This is a genomic window from Salinisphaera sp. G21_0, from assembly GCF_017744115.1.
GTDB lineage: Bacteria > Pseudomonadota > Gammaproteobacteria > Pseudomonadales > Endozoicomonadaceae > Endozoicomonas.
Window position 1 is genome coordinate 1 of record NZ_JAGHQW010000062.1, and the last position, 17,392, is coordinate 17,392.

Annotated in this window: 16 protein-coding genes and 1 rRNA gene; 9 read left to right on the plus strand and 8 right to left on the minus strand. The window is 51.0% G+C overall.

The window, feature by feature from the left end; genetic code table 11:
* From rrf to J7439_RS21475, 3 genes are all read left to right on the plus strand, one after another.
* Positions 1-85, plus strand: a 5S ribosomal RNA gene (gene rrf / locus J7439_RS21465); the annotation flags it as partial.
* 264 nt (positions 86-349) lie between these two features.
* The gene (locus tag J7439_RS21470) at positions 350-946 is read left to right on the plus strand and encodes a hypothetical protein (RefSeq protein WP_209204040.1); all 597 of its coding nucleotides are present in this window, start codon (positions 350-352) and stop codon (positions 944-946) included.
* Positions 943-2,127: an iron-containing alcohol dehydrogenase gene (locus tag J7439_RS21475; RefSeq protein ID WP_209204041.1), complete on the plus strand. Its 1,185-nt coding sequence runs from the start codon at positions 943-945 to the stop codon at positions 2,125-2,127. Before J7439_RS21470 ends, J7439_RS21475 begins: the two co-directional genes overlap by 4 nt.
* Here J7439_RS21475 and J7439_RS27285 read toward each other — a convergent pair.
* Genes J7439_RS27285 through J7439_RS21495 form a run of 4 tightly spaced genes read right to left on the minus strand, consistent with a single transcriptional unit; the run spans position 2,116 to position 9,662 of the window.
* Positions 2,116-3,102 (minus strand): Wadjet anti-phage system protein JetD domain-containing protein, encoded by a 987-nt coding sequence (locus J7439_RS27285; protein WP_209204042.1) that lies wholly within the window; start codon positions 3,100-3,102, stop codon positions 2,116-2,118. The two genes, J7439_RS21475 and J7439_RS27285, sit on opposite strands and share 12 nt — an antisense overlap.
* On the minus strand, positions 3,099-7,535 hold the full coding sequence (gene mukB, locus J7439_RS21485; RefSeq protein ID WP_209204043.1) for a chromosome partition protein MukB: 4,437 nt from the start codon (positions 7,533-7,535) through the stop codon (positions 3,099-3,101). Before mukB ends, J7439_RS27285 begins: the two co-directional genes overlap by 4 nt.
* Positions 7,532-8,308: a chromosome partition protein MukE gene (locus tag J7439_RS21490; RefSeq protein WP_209204044.1), complete on the minus strand. Its 777-nt coding sequence runs from the start codon at positions 8,306-8,308 to the stop codon at positions 7,532-7,534. The genes mukB and J7439_RS21490 overlap by 4 nt, the downstream gene beginning before the upstream one ends.
* Positions 8,298-9,662 (minus strand): hypothetical protein, encoded by a 1,365-nt coding sequence (locus tag J7439_RS21495; RefSeq protein ID WP_209204045.1) that lies wholly within the window; start codon positions 9,660-9,662, stop codon positions 8,298-8,300. The genes J7439_RS21490 and J7439_RS21495 overlap by 11 nt, the downstream gene beginning before the upstream one ends.
* A 339-nt stretch (positions 9,663-10,001) precedes the next feature.
* Between J7439_RS21495 and J7439_RS21500 the strand changes: the two genes are divergently transcribed.
* The 6 genes from J7439_RS21500 to J7439_RS21520 all read left to right on the plus strand — a co-directional run bounded on the left by J7439_RS21500 (position 10,002) and on the right by J7439_RS21520 (position 15,140).
* The gene (locus tag J7439_RS21500; RefSeq protein WP_209204046.1) at positions 10,002-10,334 is read left to right on the plus strand and encodes an ArsR/SmtB family transcription factor; all 333 of its coding nucleotides are present in this window, start codon (positions 10,002-10,004) and stop codon (positions 10,332-10,334) included.
* Between the two features lie 118 nt (positions 10,335-10,452).
* Positions 10,453-11,484, plus strand: coding sequence for an ACR3 family arsenite efflux transporter (gene arsB, locus J7439_RS21505; RefSeq protein ID WP_209204047.1), 1,032 nt, complete (start codon positions 10,453-10,455; stop codon positions 11,482-11,484).
* Between the two features lie 107 nt (positions 11,485-11,591).
* Positions 11,592-11,672 carry a hypothetical protein gene (locus J7439_RS27290; RefSeq protein WP_353623098.1) on the plus strand — a complete coding sequence of 27 codons (81 nt, stop codon included), beginning with the start codon at positions 11,592-11,594 and terminating at the stop codon, positions 11,670-11,672.
* 31 nt (positions 11,673-11,703) lie between these two features.
* Positions 11,704-12,435, plus strand: a complete 732-nt coding sequence (locus J7439_RS21510; protein WP_353623099.1) for an ArsA-related P-loop ATPase — start codon at positions 11,704-11,706, stop codon at positions 12,433-12,435.
* A 420-nt stretch (positions 12,436-12,855) separates the two neighbouring features.
* The gene (locus tag J7439_RS21515; protein ID WP_353623100.1) at positions 12,856-13,887 is read left to right on the plus strand and encodes a permease; all 1,032 of its coding nucleotides are present in this window, start codon (positions 12,856-12,858) and stop codon (positions 13,885-13,887) included.
* A gap of 170 nt (positions 13,888-14,057) precedes the next feature.
* The gene (locus tag J7439_RS21520) at positions 14,058-15,140 is read left to right on the plus strand and encodes a hypothetical protein (RefSeq protein ID WP_209204049.1); all 1,083 of its coding nucleotides are present in this window, start codon (positions 14,058-14,060) and stop codon (positions 15,138-15,140) included.
* 152 nt (positions 15,141-15,292) lie between these two features.
* Here the strand turns inward: J7439_RS21520 and J7439_RS21525 are convergent, their stop codons facing one another.
* From J7439_RS21525 to ureE, 4 genes are read right to left on the minus strand one after another with little or no spacing between them, the layout of a single operon-like run.
* Entirely contained in the window at positions 15,293-15,496 is a 204-nt protein-coding gene (locus tag J7439_RS21525; RefSeq protein ID WP_209204050.1) for a HupE/UreJ family protein, read from the minus strand.
* Between the two features lie 46 nt (positions 15,497-15,542).
* Entirely contained in the window at positions 15,543-16,205 is a 663-nt protein-coding gene (gene ureG, locus J7439_RS21530; protein ID WP_286198474.1) for an urease accessory protein UreG, read from the minus strand.
* A 37-nt stretch (positions 16,206-16,242) separates the two neighbouring features.
* Positions 16,243-16,917 carry an urease accessory protein UreF gene (locus J7439_RS21535; protein WP_209204051.1) on the minus strand — a complete coding sequence of 225 codons (675 nt, stop codon included), beginning with the start codon at positions 16,915-16,917 and terminating at the stop codon, positions 16,243-16,245.
* The gene (gene ureE / locus J7439_RS21540; RefSeq protein ID WP_209204052.1) at positions 16,901-17,392 is read right to left on the minus strand and encodes an urease accessory protein UreE; all 492 of its coding nucleotides are present in this window, start codon (positions 17,390-17,392) and stop codon (positions 16,901-16,903) included. The genes J7439_RS21535 and ureE overlap by 17 nt, the downstream gene beginning before the upstream one ends.

Sequence of the window (17,392 nt, forward strand, 5' to 3'; positions counted from 1 at the left end):
ATCCCATCCCGAACTCAGCAGTGAAATGACCGATCGCCGATGGTAGTGTGGGGTCTCCCCATGTGAGAGTAGGTCATCGCCAGGCACCCAACAGAAAAGCCCAGTTGAGCAATCAACTGGGCTTTTTTTATATGCTAAAAAGTTACATCAAGGGAAATGAGATCACGGCAAACATTTTGAAGATATCCATGATATGACTCATTAACACTGCCCAGCTAACATTTTAGTTTCAAGTGGGTAAGCAAGCCTTATTCACTCGAATACTGCCCCATACCCTGCCCAGTGTATTTCTATTTTATTGTCCTGAATAACACTCCCTATATAGCCGACCATCTTCTGATTGTGGATAATGTCACCCGGAAATAACAACAATAATTATTGCCCGGCGGTTCGCTGGCAGGAGCTTCAGGTGACCCCATCCCTTCCCGTTATCTGGCGCATAAAGCGTTTGTATGTCCGTTTTATGCTGGCTTTTATTGGTCATGGGCTGGCCAAGGCCTGTCGGACTGATAAGCTGATTCAGCAGGAAATCGAATCATTGCCCGATGGTTTTACCTTTTCCATGAGTGTTATGTCCCGTGGCCCGTGTTTGTATATGAAGAAAAGTGACGGGCGAATAAAACCGGGTCGTAAAAACAGTGAAACAAAGCCCGATGTGGATATTCAATTCAAACATCTCGCCCACGCTTTTAATACGCTCTCTTTTCTGGAAGGCACAACCGATGCCTTTGCCAGGGAGCGAATGGTGGTAGATGGCGATCTTTCTGCTTCCATGAAACTGGTCCGTTGCTTTGAGCGACTGGAAGCGATCGCACTTCCCCGGTTTATAGGCCGGAAAATCATGCGTCATTACCCGAAGATTTCCTTGACGGAAAAGCTGATGGGGGCAGTTCAAATCTATCTGGGTGTGTTTTCCGGTTTTGTTATGGGGGTGTTTGCCAAATGAGCCGCAGTTATTATGAATTCTATAATCCTGTCAAAATCGTTTCAGGCAATGAAGCCCTGGAGCATATACCCTATGAACTGGCCAGTCTTGGGGTAAAGAAGCCTTTGATTATTACCGATGGCGGTGTGCTTAACGCCGGTTTAATTGAGCCCGTCAAGCGGGCCCTGGTGGTTGACGGGGTTCCGATGGCGGGTGTCTATAGTGATGTACCGCCTGACTCATCAACCAGTGTCGTATCTGCCATCACCCGGTGTTATCGTGAGAATGGTGCGGATGGCATTATTGCCATTGGCGGTGGATCGGTGATTGATACATCAAAGGCGGTAAATATTCTCGTGTCTGAAGGCGGCGATGATCTTCTGGCTTACAGTGGTTCTGGTGCGCTGACTAAACGACTAAAGCCGTTATTTATTCTGCCAACGACGGCGGGTACCGGTTCAGAAGTGACCAAAGTTGCGGTTATTCGCGATGATGCCACGGGTCGTAAAGTGCCTTATAGCTCTTCATTTCTGATGCCTGATGTGGCGGTTCTTGATCCACGGATGACACTGACATTGCCACCGCATATTACCGCTGCCACCGCCATGGATGCCATGACCCATGCCATTGAAGCGTTTCTGGGGACGGCCAAGAATCCGATCAGTGATGCCTATGCCGTTGCAGCGATCAAAGGCATACGGGAAAACCTGCTTCGAGTGCTTGCCACACCTGATAGCCGGGATCTCCGACTGAAGCTGGCAGAATCAGCCACCATGGCGGGCATTGCCTTTTCCAACTCCATGGTTGGGCTGGTACATGCCATCGGGCACTCCCTTGGGGCGATAACCCATCTTCCCCACGGCGTCTGCATGAGTCTGATGTTGCCTTATGTTCTGGAATACAACCTGCCCCGGTGTGAACAGGCGATCGGAGAACTGCTGCTTCCCCTGGCCGGTGCAGATTTTTACAGCAAAATACCCGAACAGCGGCGAGCTGCTGAAACCATCATCTATATTCGTGCCATGCGGGATGAACTCTTTGAGCAAACAGGGCTGCCAAGAACATTGTCAGAAAGTGGCAAGGTGCATGAGTCTCAACTGGAAGACATTGCTCGTATGAGTATTGACGATGGCGCACTGCTCTATAACCGGATTGATGCCAGTTATGAGCAGGTACTGGGGCTGTTGAAATCAGCCTGGTAGGTCGCTATCAAAAAGACGTCGGATCTCATCCAACAGGCGGGAGTCCAGTACTATGGCCTCCTGCTCCATCCATTTTGCATCATCGGCAAGCGTATTGATAAAGGGGTGTTGTGAGTACTTTCTGGATTGAGGACAGATATCTTTCCGCCAGGCAATTTTCCCCTGTTTTATTCCCAGTTTGAAATGGGGCTGATACTCTTTCCACCAGTCAGGAATGAGTAACTTCAGTGGTTTATTCTGAGCCCGGGCCAGTGATGAGGCGATATCAAGACCCTTCTGATCCAGGTCACCAAAATGACACCATCGGTAGTCCGGGAAAAACGACAATAGCTTTAACGCCATCTTTTGGTTATTTCCCGGAACGAACAGGGCGATAACATTTTCCGGTAAAGGCAGGTGTTGCCAGGCACCGGCATTTTCCACCGTAATGATATTTACCGGCGCTTCACACTGTATACTTTGCAGCTTGCCCAGAGCAGTTTCATTGATGATGACCGCATCTGAAAAGGCCATTTCATCCCGACAATTAATCATCCTTCCAGCAAAATGCAGCTGACATTCCATTCGGGTGCGGAGTTGAATCAGTTCGCTGTCTCTTGTTGCTATCCCAGACGGTGTTGACGCCTGTTTCTTGGAGTGTTCGCCCCAAATAGCATTAACTACACGGCTATGGATATGCCCTGGTAGCGGTGATATCAGATGTTGGGTGAGAAATGCTTCCCTTGTTTCACCCTGCTCCAGTGAAGTTTGCCAGTTGTTGCCGAACTGCCTTTCCATATACTCCAGAAAACTCTGGCGGTCATGGGCGGTTCTCAGGACAAAATCATTGTTTCTTTGGCGAAAGCTACACTGCTCGACCCAGCCCACCTTGATCAGGCGGGTCAGAAAGGCCGGCATTTGCCGGCCTTTCTGACGATAGCTGTCTGCTAACAAGTCTAACGCAATCGGTATGGCATCTTCTGGCTGGAATGTCACGACTCAGCCCCCTGGGGCAGCCTGCCTTTTACGCCAGAGAAAATAACATGCTCGTAAGGTTCCATCAGACGCACCATCCGATAAGTAATGCCATTTTTAGGCAAAACATTATCCGGTGCACCAACCAGCAGTTGCAGGGATTGATGGTCACAGAGCTCTTCCAGGGTGGCCAGTGCCCTGGCGTCAAGCCGTGCTGCTTCATCCAGGAATAACAGACGACTGGCGGCGTGTCCTTTGCCATCGCGGTTATTGGTAGCGACTTCCCATGAATGCAGCACCATAGTAAGAATGGCCAGACCGGTACCAATGGCTTCACCGGTGGAAAGATTGGTTGGGTTGGCCGGTTCATACTGACTGCTGCCAGCCCGCTGAATCAGGATGTTCAGGCGAATGTACTCACGATAATCCAGTAGTTTATCGCCAACGATGGTACCCCCGGTCTCCTTCTTAAAGAGGTATTCCAACGCCGCTTCCACTGTGATGTCTGGTTTACGGAACAGATCTGCGTAAAACTCCTGCTGCAGGGCATCCAGTATTTTCTGGAAACTGTCGATCACCTCCAGCTCAATTTTGATCGCCCGGATGGTGCCAAAATGCACACTGGACAGGGCGGCGTTCAGCTGATGAATCTGTTTACGCTCTTTGTTGATCTTGCGCTGAATGTTCTGCCCGAGGCTATCCGATTCGGCGAGGAAGCGCTTCTCGGCGTCTTTTAACAGGGTCTCCAGGCGAGTCAGCCGCTCTTCCAGCAACTCCAGGTTTTGCCTTGGGTCATCCGATTGATACAGCGTTTTATCCATGCGCTGGGCAAGATACGTTTGTGAATCAATAAAGCATTGGAACAGTGCGGGCAAATCCGCGCTGCTGCCTTTCTCTATTTGTTGATAAAGACTGTCCTGCCCATTTTTCTGTTCATTCTTCTGTTCATGCTCCAGGGCCTTTGCCAATGCAACCCTTGCTGTCGCCAAACCGTCACGTAAAGCGTCACTATCCTGAGTCAGCAGGTGATGAATATGCAACCGATGTTGCAGCCCGGACTGTTCCGCCTGTTGAACAATCCGCTCATGGCTGGTGGTGGCTTGTTGCGCTTTTGGTTCCAGCTGATGAATATCCGCTATGGTATCACTGAGTCGCTCCTCAACTTTTTTCCGTTCTGCTGCAACAGTGCTTTGTGCGATGTTTTGCTGTTTGATTTCCAGAATAAGTTCAGACTTTTCTGCCTTGATGCTGGTTAACTGTGCAGCACACTCTTCCTTCAGACCCACTTTCCAGGTCAGGGGAATATCAACAATTTGTCGTTTGAGCTCTGATTGCTGATGAATATTTTGACTCAGGAGGGCATTGATAGAGTGGATGTTTTTCTCAAGTGAGTGGCACTGCTCACGAAGTTGTGTCGCATACTTGTTTTGCCGTTGCTCCTGCTGTTGTTTAGTCTCGTAATCATTCCTGAGTTGATTTTGCAGGTTCTCTTTTTCTTCCTGACGCGCGACAGACTCTGCAAAGCGCAGATTAGGGGCTTTGTCCATGGCCGACGTCAGCAGGTCTTTCTGCTGGTGGTAATGGCTTAACTGCTGCTTCAGCTGTTCCAGTTCTGCTCGCAGGGCATCCAGATTCTCTACCGGTGGCTGCTGAATATAGAAACGATGGTCACTGAGTTGTCGGATCGTCTGCTGATATTTGTCCACCCAGGCTTTAGCGTCAGTGGCACTTTGCAGTTGCTCATGGAGAGCCTCTAATGATTGACGATCGGGGTCGTCATTCAATAGCCAGGCACTGGTTTGCCACTGTTCAAGACAGCGTACAACACCGTTCAGAATGGTTTTCTGCTGCTCAGTATCGGCCAGATCAACCGTCAGTGATTCGACCCGGGCTTCCAGCTGCTCCAACTGCTCGGTAAGCTCATTAACCGGCGGCTCCTGAACACCAAGCCACTGGCTTTTGGCGGACAGCTGATCGAGAAGTTGCTGGCATTTCTCCAATTGTCGTTTGCCAATGGCCAGTTCCTGCAGCTGATCCAGCAGCTGTTCTTCCTGCTGCCGCAGTCTTTCCTGCTCTTTCTCCCGGGCCAGTCGGCCTATGGTCGGGAACTCAGGTTCCCGGCTTAAACGGGCAACATTGCTGGCGATTTCTACCAGGACACTGCCGTCTTCTTTCTGCTCAAGGGGGGTATGGAGATACTCTTCTTCCGAAAAAGACGCTCCCGGTGTACCACCCAGAAGCCAGACATGATCCGGACGGTCGCTTTCTTCGCGGATAATAGCAGCAGCTTTGCTGATGTCCCGAACCTGGATGGCGTGGCGTAACGGGCCAAACTTGGCCTCCAGCCAGGCCGCTTCTTCCAGGGAGATATCATCGTTATCAAAATATTCACTGATCACCACTCCGCCGGTCATCTCCGCCAGCTTTTGCAGTTGTTGCAGCTCTGTTGATGCCTTGATTTCCAGCTGGGCCATGCGGGTGCGCAGCTCTTCCAGATGCTTGCCAAGCTGCACATCGGCCTGCAGGTTTTCCTGCTGTTCCTGGCTGATTTGCTGGCGCAGGGTGATAAAGTCATTGTGGCTATCCATCAGGGCAGCCGGGCGGATGGCTTGAATCTCCTGACCCAGTTTGCGGGCATCCAGCCAGTGAATATTATCCTGACGGGCCTGGGTAAGGCTGCCCTGGATTTGTACCATTGTCTGTCTGGATTGCTGGATTTGTCCGCCAAGGGTATCTATTTTCTGTTGCTGGAATTGTTGCTCATGAGTGGCGGTGTTCAGGCTGGTGTTCCAGCTGGCTTCATCCTGAATCCTGTTACGCCATTCTTCTGGAAGCATCGCAACGGCCTGTTGCAGCTTCTTGAGTTGCTCTTCTTCTTTCTGGCGCTGTTGCTGTTGTCTGACCAATACCGGTATCTGTGCAGCCAGTGTTGTTTGTTGCTCATGGTGATGTCGCCAGTGGTCGCTGCGGCTGGCTGCCTGTTTCAGGTCAATATCGGTATCACCAAACGTCGCCAGCAGAGACAGAGTTGCCTCGAAATGCCCGCGAATGGTTTCCGCCTCATCCAGTAGTGGCTTCTGGCTGTAATAGCGGCCGGAAACGTCATTTTCAGCCTGCAGCAACGTTCCCATTAACGGGGTGAGTGCGTCTGCTGCCAGGTCTGGTTGGTCAAAGCTGTCACGCACTTCATTCAACGCCCTGAGGGCGGCAAGGTATAATCCGGCTTTTCGAGCTTCTTCAGAATAGGCCTGCTCGACACTGGTCAGCTGTTTTACCAGTTGTGCAATATCATCCTGCAGGCGCTTAAGCTCAGCGGACTCTTCTTCATACTGGCTTTCCAGTAATGCGTTCTGTTCGCTCAGCTCTTCCAGCTGCTGGTTGTGGTTGCCCTGCTCATTTTCCAGCCTTTGCAGATCGGTATGCAGTCGTTCAAGGTTTTTGGCATGATCGAGGCGCTCGTTAGCGTCTTCTTCACGGCTTGCCAGTTCACTGTCAAGGGTATCCAGGGTCAGCAATCGTGCTTCAATGGCCGACAGCTGTTGTTTTTTGGTTTCCAGCTCCAGTTGTGCCTGATGCTCCTGCTGGCGTTTATCTTTCAGCTCAGCCTGAAGTTTGGTCTGTTGTTTTTCTGACCATGCCAGAACATGTTCGCCAAGGGCATAGCTGGACTCCAGAATCTCCCGAATGACCTTCCGGTCACTGCGGGTGCTTTCTATCTGGCGACGGGTTCGCTGGGTCTGTTGCAAGGCGCTTTGCATGGAGCCAATGGATTGGCGTACCTGATCATCCGCCGGCAGCAGATAATCCCTCAGTCCTTTTTGCAGCTCTGACGACAAGCCGCCGTAGAGGCTGGTTTCCAGCATGCGGTAATAACGCTGGCGATCCTGGCTGTTTTCCATTCGGCGGGGAATAATCCGCTGCTCGAACTGCCAGTTCATATACTGGGCGGTGGTGTTGAAGCTTTGCAGTTCACCGCCCATCATGGTGACCTGATTTCTCAGGGCTTTGCCATCCAGAGGTTCGTATAAGCCATTTTCGCCGGGCACTGGCCTCATCACCAGATCACGCACCGGAACATCATCATCGACACCGGTAATGGCAAACAGTTTCAGCTCGACTTTTGGCTGGCTCAGGCGACGAATCTGGACACCGGCTATTGCCCGCCTGCCGTCGTAAAGTTCGTAATCCACCAGGCTGTAACAGGTACCGGCACTGATGCGTCCCCAGATACCATTATCACTGCGATCCTGTCCGCTGTCGGAATTGTTACGCAGGCGAACCAGACGATTATCGGGTACCCGGTTAATCAGCAAGGCACCCATAATGGTGGTCTTACCGGCACCGTTATGGCCGATGAGGTTGCTCATTAATGGGTGCATGTCCAGAGTCTTGAAGAAGACACCCCGGAAGTTAACCAGTGTCAGGCTGCGGATCTTGGTTCTTTTCTGGCTCATGCTTCCTGCTCTTGTTCAAGGGCCTGTTCAGAAATAACGGTGTCGTCTTCACCGTGACGCTTTTCCTGCGGTTCATCTTCCGGATCATCTTGTGAACCAGAGCTTTCCTGCATCACCTGCTCTTCATGGTCATTCAGGCTGATATAACCGTCACGAACCAGCTGCTCCATGGCTGCCCTGGCGGCTTCTGGTGACGATGCCGTTGAGCGGACAGGATCAATGAATCGCAGCAACGGTGCCTGGGTCTGCAGACGGCCGGCCTGATTGCCTTCCAGCCTTACCATGCCCAGCCTGGCCAGTTGTCGGATTGCCTTACGCAGGGTTTCCATGGCTTTTTCACGGTCTGCCTGGGTCTCGATTCTTTTTCGTTCCAGCAGTTGGCAAAGGTATTCATTGTCCAGCAGCAGTCGCAGCCGCTCGTAGATTGCATCGGCGGATATCCAGCCACTGCCTTCCAGTTGCTCGGGGTCGAGATGGAACATGGCCAGAACCTGACCAACGACCATGGTCAGTTCATCCAGTTTTCTGGCACGGATCAGGCTTTTGCCGGCGGTGCCGGGGCGGAGGTAGTAATACGCTTCCGGTGCCTGAACAAGGTCAATACCATACCGGAGGTAGTGCTCGACCAGCAGGGAAAAACCATCCTGGAGAATATTGAAAATCCGGTGGTGGCGAGCGTCGATATGTTCACCCCGACGCAGCCGGGTATCCAGTTCCGGGAAGCATTCATCATTGATCAGATCGGCGATCTGCTGGTAGGGGTTATCGGTCAACAATCGGTTTCTCTCTTTCCAGTCGGAGTGTGTTAGGAGTCAGACTCAGGCGTTCCACGTAAAACTCAGGAGCGATGGCTGGCAGAACCGGGTACCACTGATGATCGGCAATGTTCTGCCGGTTTTGCTGGTGGCCCATTTCAGTCAAGGCGCTGAACAGCCAGCCTGCCACCATGTTCAGTTTTTCCATAGGCCACTGGCTGGCCAGCTGTTCCAGTGCCTGTTCGTAGGATGGCAGTATTCCGGACTGTTGCTCCTGCCTGACCAGCCATTCCTTAACCTGCTGCTTCAGGGCGTCAAAGTCTTCGATGGCCGTCAGCTCACCTTCATCATGGATTATCCGTGCCAGATTTTCTTTCGGCCGGGGTGGTTCAATATCCCGCAACCGGGCCAGCGGTTCTTCGTTGGCGTAGCGCAGATACCAGGGCAATGCCTGATAACTTCGGATGCCTTCCCGCACCCTTTCCATCAACGCCTTGCGCTCATCCATGGTGACAAACTGACGCAGGTATTGATGAACCCGGTGGTGGAAACCTTCCCAGTGGTTCATGCGTTCGCTACTCCAGTGCTCGATACGGTCAAGATGTTGCTCCAGCCGGATAACACTGTTGATGGCGTCGTGTCGACTGGCCTGTTCACAATAACGGGAAATGGCGTCCAGCAGTGAGCGAAGTTCGTGGCACGAGGCCAACAGCAGTTGCTGTAAGTCCTGAAGATGATTCTGGGTGCTGGTCAGCAACTGTTCGCACTGGCTTATGCTGTTTTGCCAGTCCTGCTTCAGCAGTTCTACCACTTCTTTGCGGGTGTTGATGGCATCCTGATCCAGCTGACGCTGACGATGGTCAATGGAGGTGACCAGCTGGTTGACGGTAATGTTCAGTGGCGCTTCTACCTGAAGCTTCCAGAACGGTTCGTTGCCCCCCTGTTCCGCGGAATCCCTGATCTCTCTGAGGTGCGTGGCAACCGTCATAAACAGGGTACTCAGTGCTTCTTTTGACGCTTCCATACCGACACATACGGAATCGACAATCTGTTCAGACAGCGGAGTGATCAGATAAGCGTGATGTCGATGCCCACCGCCTTCAAGGCAGATCAAAAGGTGTTGCTGAAGGAGACGGCGGATTACCTCGTTACAGCGTTTTGAAGAATCCTCACTGTTATCGTCCAGTCTTGCTTTCTCCACGCTCTGGAATACCACATGCAGCTCTTCTTCACTGAATTCCGGTTGTGATTCCGTTTCTTTCCAATAGCGCAGTGCTGCCAGGTAGGCGAGATCAGCGGGTTGCAGTTTCAGGCTGATACCCTGAGTCAGGATGGTGCTGATCAGTGACGGGATGTTTTTTGATGCTGGCAATCACTACTCCATCAATCATAAGGTGCTGTACTGGGAGAACGTGGGGCAGAACCCTGTTATAGCTCAGAATTTAAGCCAGATTTATTATGAGAAAAACTGGTAATAGCGTAAAGCAATAAACGGATTATTGGCTGGAATATATTCTGACGGTCCAGCACAGACAGTAGAAAGGTCGGTGAGTTCATTGAAAAACAGCTTTGTAGAACAGATCCGATGGATAGCAGTAAAACCACGAATGAAATGATTCAAATTATTTTTTAGCTATCGGTACTTGCAAGGAGGAAAACACAGGCGTATCGTTCATCGTGATTTAACGATTAAGGTATAAATGGGTGTGTAATGACACAATGCCTGCAAGGTCTCACTGATTTTCAGTTTAACGAGTCTGAAGAGAAGGAATTGGCCGCTTATGCCAAAGCCATTGGGCATCCGGCACGGGTCAGGCTGTTACGGATACTGGCGGGGCGGGTGTGTCTGGGTTCTGATTTGGTGGGGCAGCTTGGTCTTGCCCAGTCCACGGTTTCAGAACATCTTCGCATTCTGCGGGAGGCCGGATTGGTGCATGCCGAGGTAAAGCACCCCAAAACCTGCTTTAGCCTTCGTCCGGAAGCTATCCAACGGGTTCAGCAGTTACTGGCGGATATTAATGGCGTTTTCACCCGTTTCAGCTAATACGAATTGGTTTGTCTCGTTCCCATGTTCAACGTGGGAAGGAGGAAAGAATGTTGGTTTTTTTGGTATTTTATTATCGTTTTTCGACGATTGTCGATAGTGTGTAGAGGCTCAAATCATGGGTGTTTTTGAACGTTATTTAAGTGTCTGGGTGGCTCTGGCCATGGTGGCAGGGCTGGTCGGTGGAACACTCTTTCCATCACTGTTTGCCACCCTGGGAGGCTGGGAGTACGCCAGCATTAATTTTGTGATTGCGGTGCTGATCTGGCTGATGATTTATCCGATGATGATGCAGATCGACTTTACTGCAGTAAAAAACATCCATCGTCGTCCAAAAGGCCTGATTGTCACGCTGACTGTCAATTGGTTGATTAAGCCATTTACCATGGCACTTCTGGCGATCCTGTTTATTCGCTATATCTTCGGTAGCTTTACTGGCTTTATTGCTCCCGAGCTGGGTGATGAATACATTGCCGGCATGATCCTGTTGGGCGTTGCGCCCTGCACCGCTATGGTCTTTGTCTGGAGTCAGCTGACCCGCGGTGATGCCAATTACACACTGGTTCAGGTGGCGGTGAATGATCTGGTGATGGTGGTGGCTTTTGCGCCGATTGCTGCGTTTCTGCTGGGGGTTACCGATGTGATCGTACCCTGGAGTACGCTCTTTCTGTCCGTCGTATTATTTATCGTTATTCCGTTACTGGCCGGGCTGATCACCCGAAAAGTTCTGCGCTCTGAACAGGCGTTACAGACCTTTGGTCACCGGGTGAAACCGTTGTCAGTGCTCGGTTTGATTCTGACCGTGGTGCTGCTGTTTGGTTTTCAGGCACCCCGTATCCTGGCCAATCCAGTGGATATTGTACTGATCGCCATTCCATTGATTATTCAGACAGTACTCATTTTCGCCATTGCTTACTACTGGATGTACAAGTGGAAAGAACCACACAGTATCGCTGCACCTGGTGGGATGATTGGTGCCTCTAACTTCTTTGAGCTGGCAGTGGCCGTTGCGATCAGTCTGTTTGGTCTGAACTCCGGCGCTGCACTGGCGACAGTGGTCGGTGTATTGGTTGAAGTGCCGATCATGCTGGCACTGGTGGCTTACGCCAACCGTACCCGCGATCGTTTCCCGGTTGTTCACGCAGGTTAATTACCTTCCCGTTGACTCGACTAGCGACAGGTTTCGGTAGTCATCCTGAAAATATACAAAGAGATAAGGATGAAACGATGTCGTCTATTAATGTATTTGATCCTGCCATGTGCTGCTCTTCTGGCGTTTGTGGTCCAAAGCCGGACCAGGCTGTCTGTATTTTCTGCCGGTCTGAACCAGTTTATTGATGGGCTGGCAGCCAGTGGCCGTGGCATTGTGATGACCCTGGGTAAAGGCGGTGTTGGCAAAACCTCCATCGCCGTTATGATCGCCCGAAGGCTGGCTGAACAGGGCTTGCCGGTCACGCTCACGACAACGGACCCGGCAGCTCATGTGCACGATGCTGTGGGGCAGGTGACGGATAATCTGGTGGTTGAGCGTATCAACCCTGTTGAAGAGATTGAACGTTACCGTACCGAGGTGTTGGCCGACGCTGCTCATCTTGACGATGATGGACGTGCATTGTTGGAAGAGGACCTGAGATCCCCATGTATTAAGGAGATTGCGGTCTTTCAGGCCTTTGCCCGTACCGTGTTTAAGGCCGATAACCGCATTACCGTGATTGATACCGCGCCCACCGGGCATACGATCTTGCTGCTGGATGCTGCCCAAAGCTACCACCGGGAAGTATTGAAGCGGGGTGATGCCCATTCAGAAGAGGTGACCGGGCTGCTGCCACGATTGCGGGACGCTGAGTTTGCCAGGCTGCTGATCTGTACGTTGCCGGAAGCGACACCGGTGCATGAGGCCGCTGACCTTCAGGAAGATCTGGCCAGGGCCGGCATCAAACCGGCGGGCTGGGTGGTAAACCAGTCACTGACACCCCTGGAGGTAACGGATCCTCTGCTGGTATCCCGTCGGAAGAGGGAAACTGATTATCTCAATGAGATTACCGCCAGCCACAGTGACGTCATGTATCTGCTTCCCTGGCAGGAAGGAGGGCTGCATTAATTAATCGTGGTAAAACCGGGGCCATCGCAGAAATATGCCGGTGGCTCCAGCCTTGCACGACCAACCCCAAAGCCCATTTGAAACCATTTCAATCCCTTCTCCCATCGGTATTCCAGTGTTATCAATACCCGGTCAAGCCCATTCCTCCATAAAGACAGTTATAAATATTTCTATGATTTTAGAATAATAGTTGAAGCTGTTTTTTCATTCACCTAATATACGCCCACCGACAAGCTACATGCTGATGATCGCATAAGAGGAAGCGGGCACTGATCTTATATTCATAACCGATCAGGCAGATCAGCAAGAGAATTTTTTTTAACTCTATATTTCTGTTTTTCTGGAATTATTGATATGAGCATACAACAGCAGATAACCGATGCTATCGAGCCAGTCATAAAACCGGCACTGGAATCCAGCATGGGCGCTGATATGGCCCGGAGTCTGGTGGATACACTGGGTACCTTTATCTTTCTGGCCGGTGAACTGACCATTCTGTTCCTGATTGTCAGCTTTATTATTGGCGTGATCCTGGAATATATGCCAGCGGAAAAAATTCAGAAGATACTCGGTTCCAAGGGAGGCAAAGGTTATGTTTCCGCAGGCCTTCTGGGGGCGCTGACACCCTTCTGCAGCTGCTCTACCATTCCGATGTTGACCGGTCTTCTTAAAGCCAGGGCAGGGTTTGGTCCGACCATTACCTTCCTGTTCACCTCGCCACTGATGAACCCGATTATTGTCGGTCTGTTGCTGGCGACCTTTGGTATGAAGGTGACGGTCATTTACTTTACCATTGCCCTGACCGTTTCCGTAGCCGGTGGTTACATTCTGGAGAAAATGGGCTTTGAACGCTTTGTTCGCAAAGACGTGGTCTATGGTGAAACAGCAGCGGCCAGTTGCTGTGGCAGCAAACCTGCACTCAAGACCAGCTGTTGCGATACCGCTCCATCTGTTAATAAAAACAGCAGCTGTTGTGATGCCAAACCAGCTCCGGTGACGTCTACTGGTTGTGCAACCGCCTGTGGCGACAGCAAGCCCAAAAGTGATGATCGCTGGGGCCGCATCTGGGGTGAAACCTGGAGCCAGTTCAAGAAGATCTTCCCGATCCTGATGCTGGGTGTGGGTATTGGTGCCTTTACTTATGGGTTTATTCCTGCGGACTTTATTGCCCAGTATGCAGGTCCGGACAACCCACTGGCGATTCCATTTGCCGCGGTTATTGGTGTGCCCCTGTATATTCGGGCTGAAGCGGTGATTCCCCTGGCATCTGCCCTGGCGGCTAAAGGCATGGGAATGGGGGCTCTGATGGCGTTGATTATCGGTAGTGCCGGAGCCAGCCTGACAGAAGTCATACTGCTTAAGAGCCTGTTCCGTAACCCGATGATTGTTGCCTTCCTGGTGGTCATTTTTACCATGGCAATCTCTGCGGGCCTGGTTATGACCGTTATCTGACACCTGTTGAATATTTTCCCCAGCTGCCGGTATTGCCTGAAAATATCAAGATGAAGGCGACCGGTCTGGGGGGACACCCTTCATTACCTTAAAGCACGTCCTAAAAAAGGCAGGAGCATTGTCGAAGATACTCTCTGATCGGATTTTTCAGAATTCACAGGGGATTTACCATGTCTTCTTCGCCTTCTTTGCCTTCCAGGGATCAAGTGTGTCAGACGCTTCAAAACCTTGCCAATACAGGGGGTATTAATCATCCAGTCCGCCTGAGTGGCAGTCATCAACTGAAAGCAGATGAGCCAAAAGTTAACTGGATGAGCCGAACGGTCAAATCATTAACGCCTCAGAAAACAGTCTCTGTCGATGGTCAGCAGAAACAAAAAGCGGTTAATTTGATCAGGCAATATTCTAATAAATCATTGAGTGCAAGAGAAATCACTGTGGGACAAGCCTTGCTGTTACTTCAGTCGCCAGCATCAGATAAAGAATTTATTGAATGTGTGAATTCAGACCAATTAAAGCTTGAGACAGATATCGGTAAAGTAATTTTCCAGGACTATCTGGAACAAAAAATATCAAACGAATCTGAACATTCGGTTGGTCTTCTCGGCAAAGTCAATAGCTTGATTGAAGAAATACCCAGCACTCATGAAACCGCCAGAAATCTGGCTGATCAGTGGTTGATAAGTCAGAAAATGAAACTTTTGGGCAATACCCCTGCGTGTGAAAAAGTTGTGCAGGAAGTTCTGAGTACACCAGATTCACCGGCAGGCAAGCCTTCATTTGGAGACCCGGCGTACTTTCAGCGTATGAAACAGGCTTTACCTGAATATTTGCAAAGGGTAGATATGGTTGCAAATTTACCAGCTTCGGAGCTGGAAATATTGAAAAAGACAATGGATGAAAAAGGGGTGCCACCGTCAGATCCACTCTACCAGAGTACGTTGGCCCATATTGCTTCAGCATCAGGGCAAAATCCTGAAGTTGCTATCAAAACAACAATAGAAAGTTACCAGGATTATCTGACTCTAATCGAAAACGAAAAACAAGAAGTAAGCAAGTCATTAGAGGAAGACCGGCTTGCACTCGAAAAGTTTGAAAAAGAAAAAGAGACAATGAGTAATGAGGACATACAGGAGGCCCTATGGATAGGCCATACTGGCATTCGTATTGAAAGTAATAAAAATAAATTGCAAGTGCTCAGTGAATGGAGTGATTTAATGAAAGCAAAGCTGAAACCCTTAAACTCAGAATAGCTTTGAGCTGAAAACTGTTTTAAATCGCTGTGCTTTGGCTTCTCCCCTGCATTGAGGCAGGTCACTTTGATTGAGTTTAATGATATTGCTTTTCGCGTGTAGCCGTTAACTCAGGAGCATCAGAGAAATCCGGCTCTGATGCTCAACAAACCCTATGCTTTCTTCTTCTGATAAGCCTTCACGCCAACAATAACAGCAGCAGCCACTAAACCGGCAAACAATAGATGATCCGGTTCAGTCAGCTGATGCCAGATAGCCGCCATCACGCCACCGGTAGAGTGATCTCCCGGGTGGGCCATAGCCTGACTGGCGATCAGGGTACTCACACTGGCCAGTGACAGTAATTTGATGTTCATGCCTGTTTTCCTTGTTTGGACTTTATAAGTTAAACCGTTGGATGTTCTACGCGGTCGCTGCTGCTTCCGGCATTTTGGCGTCCAGCATGCCTTTATCGATAATGAAATCGATGATTTCCCGCACGCCTTCGTTGGCCTTCAGGTTGGTGAAGAAAAACGGCCGGTCTCCCCGCATTTTTCTGGCATCCCGATCCATCACTTCCAGAGAGGCTCCAACATAAGGTGCCAGGTCTGTTTTATTGATGATCAGCAGGTCGGAGCGGGTAATGCCCGGGCCACCTTTGCGTGGGATTTTGTCACCGGCAGAAACGTCGATGACATAGAGGGTCAGGTCAGACAGTTCCGGGCTGAAAGTGGCGCTCAGGTTATCGCCTCCTGATTCTACCAGAACCAGCTCAAGACCGGGGTGGCGCTGGCACAGTTCATCAACCGCCGCCAGATTCATGGAGGCGTCTTCACGGATGGCAGTGTGTGGGCAGCCACCGGTTTCTACACCGATGATCCGGTCTTCGTCCAGCGCTTCATTGCGCATCAGAAATTGGGCGTCTTCTTTCGTATAAATATCGTTGGTGACCACGGCCAGATTGTAATGGTCGCGCATGGCGGCACAGAGTTTGGTCAGCAGTGCTGTTTTGCCGGAACCTACCGGGCCACCAACACCGATACGCAGTGTTTGTGGGGTTCTTGATGTTGTCATGGATGTTGTCATGGTTATTGTCCTTGTTACTACCGGGTAAATGGTCAGATTAAGAGCGGAATAGCCTTGAATACTGATGCTCATGCCAGCAACTGGCCATGGCAAAGTGCATCAGGTTGTTACCGATTTCATGATCTTCCAGTGACCGGGCTGTGGTGAGTGCGGGTTCTATCCCGTGAATCAGGCGCTTCAGAATATGCTGGGCATCGGTCTGGCCAAGGGGAACGGCTTTGGTGGCTGCGGTTACCTGATTCTCACACCAGGACCAGAGCAGGCCGGTTGCCGCTGTTTTCCGGTCGATGCCATGGCATATTGAAGACAGGGCAAACATAGCGGCCTGTGTCGGAGACTGAAGCCAGTCCGTGCGCGTTTCCTCCGGATACATGGACTTAACCCAGACAGCGAATGCGCGGCCAACCTGGCAGTCTTCATCGTATAACTCCCTGGTTTCCCGGAACGCCAGCAGCGTTTCATTCCAGTGGATAACCTGCTTCTGGTCTTCTGTTGCGAAGGCATCGTACATTCGGAAAAAGACCGGTATATCCAAACGGGCCATACCCTGTTGCATCAGGTCGCTGATCCAGTTGCCGGTGGTCTCACGGTTATAGCACCACTGTCGGTCAATGGCGGTTTCCAGACCCTGGGAGTAAGCAAACGCACCAACCGGCAGTGCCGGGCTGGCCAGATGCAGCAGACCCAGCAGCGACTCAGTGGTGATGCTCATGATGGGCGTGTCCATGTTCGTGAGCATGACTGTGCTGATGATGGGAATGACCTTTGCTATAGGCACCGTTCTCAGGCTCAAAAGGTGCCTGTTCATGGTCCAGCTCCAGTCCAAGCAGGGTGACCATATCATCCAGAACATGATCAATCTGGTAGCGTAGCCAGTTGTCGCCTATCTGCAGGGGAACGTGGCGGTTGCCCAGATGATAACAGGCCCTGGCAAAGGTCAGGGGATCGTTGCAACGGGCGGTGGTGACGGCTTCACTGGCAGCGGTAATTCGGATGATCTCGCCGGTTTCGGCTTGCAGCAGGGTGCCGTCGCGCATGACGTCGCCACGGTCAATAAAAATACCGGCATCCCGGCCATTCACCGTAACGGCTTTCAGTCGTCCACGTTTGCGTTGATCAAAAGGGAGCAGAAGTTCATCGGTAAACTCACTGCTCGCTGTCGGGAGGCGCTCGGTTAACTTCAACAT